5 protein-coding genes are annotated in these 7,294 nt (G+C 60.2%); 4 read left to right on the forward strand and 1 reads right to left on the reverse strand.

Annotated elements, in window-relative coordinates:
* On the forward strand, window positions 1-744 hold a 744-nt coding region (murB, locus tag ACFE0K_RS14935), incomplete at its 5' end, for a UDP-N-acetylmuramate dehydrogenase (RefSeq protein WP_434536814.1).
* Window positions 745-967: 223 nt separating this feature from the next.
* Here murB and rne read toward each other — a convergent pair.
* Window positions 968-4,258, reverse strand: coding sequence for a ribonuclease E (rne, locus tag ACFE0K_RS14940; protein WP_434536815.1), 3,291 nt, complete (start codon window positions 4,256-4,258; stop codon window positions 968-970).
* Window positions 4,259-4,996: 738 nt separating this feature from the next.
* Between rne and ACFE0K_RS14945 the strand changes: the two genes are divergently transcribed.
* From ACFE0K_RS14945 to ACFE0K_RS14955, 3 genes are all read left to right on the forward strand, one after another.
* Window positions 4,997-5,950 carry an RluA family pseudouridine synthase gene (locus ACFE0K_RS14945; protein WP_434536816.1) on the forward strand — a complete coding sequence of 318 codons (954 nt, stop codon included), beginning with the start codon at window positions 4,997-4,999 and terminating at the stop codon, window positions 5,948-5,950.
* A complete protein-coding gene (locus tag ACFE0K_RS14950) occupies window positions 5,947-6,624 on the forward strand; it encodes an HAD-IA family hydrolase (RefSeq protein WP_434536817.1) in 678 nt (225 codons plus the stop codon). Before ACFE0K_RS14945 ends, ACFE0K_RS14950 begins: the two co-directional genes overlap by 4 nt.
* Window positions 6,625-7,294: S49 family peptidase (locus ACFE0K_RS14955; RefSeq protein WP_434536818.1), on the forward strand; the 670-nt coding region annotated here is incomplete at its 3' end.

The following is a 7,294-nucleotide window of genomic DNA, read 5'->3' on the forward strand; positions in this document are numbered from 1 at the left end:
GTGCACTGGGATTGGTTGTGGGCCGGTACCTGTGGGCAGGGCTTGGAGGGGCAGGAAAACCGGTCGTTGAGTCCCTGCACCGCCGGTGCGGCACCGTTCCAGAATATCGGCGCTTATGGGGTGGAGCTGTCCCAGGTGTTGGAGCAGGTTACCGTGATGGAAGTGGCCACCGGCCGGGTGACCCACTTTGCCGCCGAAGAATGTGAGTTCGCTTACCGGGACAGCCGCTTCAAAAGCCGCGACCGGGGCCGCTATGTGATTACCGGTATCGAGTTGCGCCTTAACAAGGTGTCGGCCTGTAACGTGAGTTATGGGCCTCTGAAAGAGCACTTTGGTCATTTGCCTGCCGAGGATGTGTCACCGGCGGCGGTGCGCGAGCGGGTGATTGCCGTGCGCCAGAGCAAATTACCTGACCCGGCGGTACTGGCCAATGCCGGCAGTTTTTTCAAAAACCCGGTGGTAAGCATTAAAAAGGCTGGTGAACTGAAAAAGGCCTTTCCCGGCCTGGTGGGCTATGAACAGCCAGGAGGAATCAAGCTGGCAGCCGGCTGGCTGATCGAGCAGGCTGGCTGGAAGGGGCGCAGGCTGGGTCCCGTGGGCATGCATAGTGAGCAAGCCCTGGTACTGGTTAACCATGGCGGTGCCACCAGCGAGGATGTACTGGCACTGGCGTCTGCCGTGCGCCGGGATGTGTGGGAGCGTTTCGGTGTCAGCCTGGAGCAGGAGCCGATCCTGCTACCGTAGAAGCGAGCAACTGAGCCGCTGTAGGCGCGTGCTTGCACGCGAAAGGTCGCGCTACAGGCAGCCTCCTGCAACGGAACGCCGGACGCTGAATTTCTCACCACCGTCACAGATTGCGTAGGGTGCACTGAGCCTACGTTTTGGAAGGCCGTTGGAGGAAAGCGCCCATAAAAAAAGCCCCGCTCAATGAGCGGGGCTTTTTTTATGGGCGAAGTGTCAGCTTACCTCAGGACTCTGAGGAAGCGTCCTCTTCGGCGGCTTTGGCGGCGGCTGCCGCTTCTGCCTGTTGCTGCCGGCGGCGCTGGCGCGGGTCGTTGCTGGCCCGGCCCATTTCTGCGGCGGCGGGTTTGGCTTCGGCGCGTACCGCTTTCACCTCGGTGGCCCGGCTGGGTAGCTCATTGGCTTCCGGCTTGGGGGCCTCTTTCGGCTTTTCCGCTTCACGGGGAGCCGGCGCAGTGCGCTTGTAGCCCGGTTGACGAGGAGCAGTGCGGGCATGGACCGTGGCGTCATCATCTGCGTCGCTTTCTTCTGCCACCGGTTCGCTGGCGGCCGGTTTGTCTTCCGCTTGCGCCGGAGCTGGGGCTTCTGCAGCTGGCGCCTCGGCCGGAGTGTCTGCCTTGGCCGTGTCCTGCGCTTGTGGCTCAGGTTGCTCAGGTGCTTCGGCTGTGGCCGGTTGCGGTGCAGCTGGCTGCTCTGCTTTGGGCTCGGTGGCTTTCGGTGTGTCGGCCTGGGGAGCTTCAGCTTCCTGGGCGGGTTTCTCGGCAGCAGGCGCTGGCGCTGCCGGTTTTTCTTCCTGCTTCTCGGGCGCTTCAGCTTGCGGTTCCGCCTGAGCTTTCACTTGCGGCTCTGCGTTGACCTGCTGCTCGGGCTGCGGTTCTGCTTTCGGCGCTTGCGGCTTTTCCGCGACCGGTGCCGGGGCGGCAGGCTGCTCTGCTGTTTGCGCGCTCGTTTCTTTCTCTACCTTTTCGGCTTTGGCAGTTTCCTGAGGCTGTGCCGGCTTGGCAGCGCTTTGAGTCTCAGCTTTCTCGGTTTTCTCAACCTTTGTAGCTGCCTGAGGCTGCTCACCCGCAATCGGTTCCTGTGCCGGAACCAGCTTCGCTGGCGGATGCCCTTCGTTGTCCATCACCGTTGGCGGGGCAGGGGTGCGGGTCGGTTGCGGCTTGTCGTCCTGCTTTACGTTGCGGGCCGGCTGAGCCTGCTGGGGCTTCTGCTCGCCAGCGGGCTTGTCGCCATTGGCTGCGGATTTTGCCGGACGCTGACGTTCGCGCAGCGGACGGTCATCCTTGGCATCGTTGCGACGGGGCGCCTTGGGGCCCTTGCTGTCGCTGTTGCCTTCGGTGTTGTCCTGCTGCTGGGGCTTCTTGTTGCGTGGCTTGTTGCCGCCATCGCTCTTGTCAGCCTTGTTGTCGTTGCGACCGTCGTTGCGGCCTTCATTGTTGCGACCGTCGTTACGATTGTCGCCGCCACGGTTGTCGTTGCGGTTACGACGGTTGTCGTTACGGCCGCGACGTTCGTTGCGGTTGTCGTCCTTGTTGTCGCCGGAGCGGTCTGCAGAGCGGTTGTCGCCGCGATTGTCAGACTGGCGGTTGTCGCTCTTGCGGTTGCCACCGTCCTTGTCATTCTGGCGTTTGTTGCGCGGGTTGCGATTGTCGCTATCGCTACCCTTGCCGCCGCTCTTGCCAGCATCCTGCTTGCTACGGTTGTCATTACGGTTGCGGTTGTTGCCGCCGCGACCACCGCGGGTGTTCTGCTGGCGCGGGCCACCCTTGCCTTGTGGCTGGGGCTTCTTGGCCTTGGGCTGCTTGGGTTCGCTGGTAAAGATCTGCGCCAGCCAGGTAAAGAAACGGGCCAGGATGCCCAGGTTTTCCGTAGTGGTGGCCGCGGGTGCCGGCGCCGGTTTCGGCGGCGGCGGGGCGGTGTCCGGTGCCATCAGCTTGACGGCCGGCTCCTGGGTCTTGATCTCGGTGTCCTGGGCGGAGGCGATATCCGCATCCTTGTGCCCTTCGAGCAGTTCCATTTCGTGGCTGGGCTGGGCGACGGTCTGATCATCACGAATCCGTTCCACCTCGAAATGCGGGGTTTCCAGATTCTGGTTGGGGATGATGACCACGCGGACATTGTGTGCATCTTCAATGGCGCGCAGGGGTTCGCGTTTTTCATTGAGCAGGTAGGTGGCCACGGCCACCGGCACCTGGGCCTGGATCTCGCCGGTGCGCTCCTTCATCACCTCTTCTTCAATGAGGCGCAGGATGCTCAGAGCCAGGGATTTCACATCACGGATGTGGCCCTGACCGTTACAGCGCGGGCAGACAATGCTGGAGGTTTCCCCCAGGCTCGGGCGCAGCCGCTGCCGGGACAGCTCGAGCAGCCCGAAGCGGGAAATGCGACCCAGCTGGATCCGGGCGCGGTCGGCCTCCAGGGCATCGCGCATGCGATTTTCCACGTCCCGCTGGTTGCGGGCCGGGCCCATGTCGATGAAGTCCACCACGATCAGGCCGCCGATATCGCGCAACCGCAACTGGCGGGCGATTTCATCTGCCGCTTCCAGGTTGGTGTTCAGGGCGGTTTCCTCGATGTCCGCGCCTTTGGTGGCCCGGGAGGAGTTGATGTCGATGGACACCAGCGCTTCGGTGGGATCGATAACAATGGAGCCACCGGAGGGCAGCTTCACTTCGCGCTCAAAGGCGGTCTCGATCTGGGATTCGATCTGGAAGCGTGAGAACAGCGGGGTTTCATCGCTGTACAGCTTGATCTTGTGCTGGAAGTCCTGCATCACCTGCTGCACGAAGCCCTGGGCCTCGTCGTAGACTTTTTTGGAGTCGATCAGGACTTCGCCGATGTCCTTGCGCAGGTAGTCACGGATGGCACGGATGATGACGTTGGATTCCTGATAGATCAGGAAGGGCGCCTTGCGATCCTGGGAGGCATCGTCGATGGAGTTCCACAACTTCAGCAGGTAGTTCAGGTCCCACTGCAGTTCCTCGGCGCTGCGTCCCAGGCCGGCGGTACGCACAATCACGCCCATTTCATCGGGAATGGTCAGTGCGCCCAGGGCTTCCTTGAGCTGCTGGCGTTCTTCGCCCTCGATGCGACGGGAAATACCACCGGCACGGGGGTTGTTGGGCATCAGTACCAGATAACGACCGGCCAGGCTGATGAAGGTGGTGAGGGCCGCGCCCTTGTTGCCACGTTCTTCCTTGGCCACCTGAATGATGACTTCCTGACCTTCCTTGATCACTTCCTTAATGTTGATGCGACCCTGGATGTCTTTCGGGTCTTTCTGGAAGTACTGGCGGGAAATTTCCTTGAGGGGAAGAAAGCCGTGACGCTCGGCGCCGAAGTCTACGAACGCGGCTTCCAGGGACGGTTCCACCCGGGTGATCTTGCCTTTGTAGATGTTGGCTTTTTTCTGTTCACGGGTTCTGTGTTCGATATCTAGGTCATACAGCCTTTGGCCGTCGACCAGTGCCACCCGAACCTCTTCAGGGTGAGTGGCGTTAATGAGCATACGTTTCATGGTGCTACCACAAGTTTGTGGTGGCATGAGGCAGGGCCGGAATGTAACCGGTAGCAGACCAGGGGGAGTGCTGGCAGGCTTGTCACGGGCAGGGCGCACGCGGGGCGTGTTTAATCGCTTTCCTGGGTGATGATTATGCCTGAGTCAGCCGCTCTCCGAGTTGTGTGCAATGTTTAGTGCGTAATCGTACTGGCAATAGGCCAGCCTGTAATGCTTCACGCGATTGCCGTGGTTTGTCGTCACACAGCAATGTGTAAACTCTTGTCTGTCTGTTTTCCAGGTCGTTTGACCGGCGCTGCAGCCACCATCGTTAATGTTCAGGGTCCGTCATCGGACGCTGTTTAAACGGGTTCATCTGCAGCGTTTGCCCACACTGCAATCTGCGAATGGGCGATAACGCTTTATTGTAGACCTGAGGCGGGCTCTGTCTTCTCGGCTATGCCGGAGTGGGCCAGACGGCGAATGTTCGCTGCGCGTCGCCGTCGCCTATATTCAGGTCGACGCTTGACTATAGCAGCAAAAGCCAAGGGGGATCAATCAGATAGGAAAGGGGCAACGAATAGTGAATAGTTAACAGTTAATAGCTTCGCGGTATCGATTATATGCCATTAATAGGTATGTGGCCGCGCTTGGAAGTTGGGCGCTCGCTGGGGTCATTTCAGGTAGGAATGCGCTTTTGCGCGCAACTATTCACTGTTAACTGTTCACTATTAACTGCTTTTCTATAGAATCGCCGCCATGTCAGACGAGACCCCCGCAGCGAACCGTGTCAGCTTCGTGACCATTGACGAAGGCCGGCATGGTCAACGCCTGGACAATTTTCTCTTCACCCATCTCAAGGGGGTGCCCAAATCCCGTGTCTACCGGATCATTCGTTCCGGGGAGGTGCGGGTGAATAAAGGGCGCGCCCGGCAGACCACCCGGCTTGCCACCGGTGATGTGGTGCGTATTCCGCCGATCCGCACCAGCGAATCCGAGGCCCCACCGGTGGTCAGCAGTGGCCTCACCGAGCGTCTCAGCCGGGCCTGTGTCTATGAGGATGATCAGCTGTTCATCTTCAACAAGCCTGCCGGCCTGGCGGTGCACGGTGGTAGCGGGGTAAGCCTGGGGCTGATTGAGGCCCTGCGGGTGATTCATCCGGCGGAAAAGGAGATGGAACTGGTGCACCGGCTGGACCGGGATACCAGTGGCCTGATCATGGTGGCGCGCAAGCGCGCTTTCCTGCGCAAGATGCAGCGACTGATGCAGGCCGGCGAGGTAGAGAAGCGCTACTGGTTGCTCTGCCAGGGCTTCAAGGGCAAGGAGCGCACCATGGAGGCGCCATTGCTGAAAATGCAGAACGGCAACGAGCGTATTGTCCGTGTGTCCCGGGAGGGCAAGGCGTCGGTTACCCATTTTCGCATGTTGGAGCGGTTGGCGGATGCGCAGCTGGTGGAGGCCACTCTGGAAACCGGTCGTACCCACCAGATTCGCGTGCACAGCCAGTTCGGTGGTTTTCCGTTGCTGGGAGACGACAAGTACGGCATCGACAAGGGGGCGGCGTTGCTCGCCAGTATCGGTCACAAACGTTTGTGTCTGCATGCCCGCACTCTGGTGTTTCCGCATCCCAATACCGGTAAGAAGGTGACCATCACCGCGCCGCTGGATGAGGACTTCGAGGCCATCCTGAAAGCGCTGCGAGGTGCCCGGTGAACTACGATCTGGTGATTTTTGATTGGGATGGCACGGTGATGGACTCCACCGGCCGTATTGTCAGCTGTATGCAGCTGGCAGCGGTGGACCTGGGGCTGCCTTCACTGCCCGATGAAACCGTGCGCGGTATTATCGGTTTGGGGTTGCCGGAGGCCATCGGCACCCTTTACCCGGTGCTGGACGGCGGGGGTATCGACTCCATGCGCGAACGCTATGCTTTTCACTTCGTTGCGGCTGAAGCTACTCCCAGTGCCCTCTATCCGGGGGCCGAATCGTTGCTGACCGGGCTACGGGAAGCGGGGATGAAGCTGGCGGTGGCTACCGGCAAGAGCCGTAAGGGGCTGCAACGGGTGTGGGGCAATACCGGACTGGACCGCTATTTCCATGCCTCCCGTTGCGCCGACGAAAGTCACTCCAAGCCTCACCCTGCCATGGTGCTGGAACTGCTTGAGGAGATGGCGGTGCCGGCGCAAAGGGCCATTGTCGTCGGCGATACTACCTTTGATCTGGATATGGCCAGAGCCGCCGGTGTTGACCGTGTGGCAGTGAGTTATGGTGCCCATCCAGTTGAGAAACTGTTGCCTTGTGAGCCTCTGGCTGTCATTGATAGATTGCATCATCTGCTGCCAGTGCTAGGGCTTGCAGCGACTGAACTGGTTACGGAGAGTCTGTAAATGGAAAATCAGCCCCCTTCATCCCGTCCTGGGAATGAGCGTGAGTGGAAACTCATTGAGAAACTGCTGGGCCAGGCCCAGGACGAGCACCGTAAATCCCGTCGCTGGGGGATTTTCTTCAAGATTCTGACGTTCGTTTACCTGTTCGTGCTGTTATATATCATGCTACCGGGCAAGGCCGGAGAGACCATGAAGGTCACCGAGGACCATGTGGGCTTCGTGACCGTCTCCGGTGTGATCGCGCCGGACCAGGATGCCAGTGCGGATATGATCGTTACCGGGTTGACGCGGGCTTTCGAAGCGGAAAATACCAAGGCGATTGTTCTAAAGATCAACAGCCCGGGTGGTTCGCCGGTGCAGTCCAATCAGGTATACAACGCGATTCAACGCCTGCGCGCCGAATATCCAGAGAAAAAGGTCTACGCTGCCATCACTGATCTGGGGGCGTCCGGCGCCTATTACATCGCCTCAGCCGCCGACGAAATCTACGCGGACCCGGCCAGCATCGTGGGGTCCATCGGTGTGATCATGGCCGGCTTCGGTTTTCAGGAAGCCGCCGAGAAGCTGGGTGTAGAGCGTCGTGTGCTCACCGCGGGCGAAAACAAGGCGGTGATGGATCCCTTCTCCCCGATCAGCCCGGAAGACCGTAAACACATGCAGGTGATGCTGG

The sequence above is a fragment of the Alcanivorax sp. genome, assembly GCF_051117345.1.
In the GTDB taxonomy this organism is placed as follows: Bacteria; Pseudomonadota; Gammaproteobacteria; order Pseudomonadales; family Alcanivoracaceae; genus Alcanivorax.